Source organism: Phormidium sp. CCY1219 (genome assembly GCF_035615515.1).
Classification (GTDB): Bacteria; Cyanobacteriota; Cyanobacteriia; order Cyanobacteriales; family Laspinemataceae; genus CCY1219.
The window spans coordinates 1-652 of the sequence record NZ_JAJENT010000351.1 but is presented as its reverse complement, the minus strand read 5'-3'; the positions used below and the strand labels follow the sequence as shown (position 1 = coordinate 652).

Annotated in this window: 1 protein-coding gene; it reads left to right on the top strand. The window is 59.4% G+C overall.

Going from position 1 to position 652, the window contains the following annotated elements:
• The coding region (locus tag LKK83_RS06360) for a hypothetical protein (protein ID WP_324630122.1) at positions 1 to 652 on the top strand (652 nt) is incomplete at both ends.

Sequence of the window (652 nt, the reverse complement as noted above, 5' to 3'; positions counted from 1 at the left end):
TGACCAAAATCGACGACCACCACCTGCTGGTCAAACTGCTCAAAGCCGGCAAGCAGACTGTCGCCAGTATCCGCAAATCCCGCAAATTCATCTCCTTGGGTGACGCGGCAACCCAAGCCGATTGGCGGTTAGTCGCCAAGACCTATGGCGCTTCCGAGGAAGACATTACCACCCTGCAAGCGGAAGCGGCGCGGTTGGCCTACCAAGGGGAAAGCCCTTCAGTCCTCACCGACCACCTCATCGACGCGGTTCGCCACCTCACCGACTGGGACGCCGAAAAGTTGCTGGCTCCCGCGAAACAACCAGCCCGACGGACTAAACCCAACTCCGCCGCACCGGAAGACCCCCTAGAGCCGTCCCAACAGTTGCGCGCCGGAATCCATCATCTTGCCCGGGAAGATGCGAAAGAGGGAAAAATTATCCTGCAGCAGCGCCACTTGCACAACCCCTTGCGCCAGCAGAACCTTGCCCCCGCTGTACCCGCGCAATCCGACCGGGTGGCCGAGTTAGAAAAGCAAGTGCGCGACCTGAGCGCCCAACTGAAAGAAGCGGACAAAGCGGCGGCTCTGATTCGGGGATTGCAAGCCGATCGCGATCGCCTCGAACGGGAAAACCGGCAACTGCAACAACTCCTGCAAGAAAATACCGATAA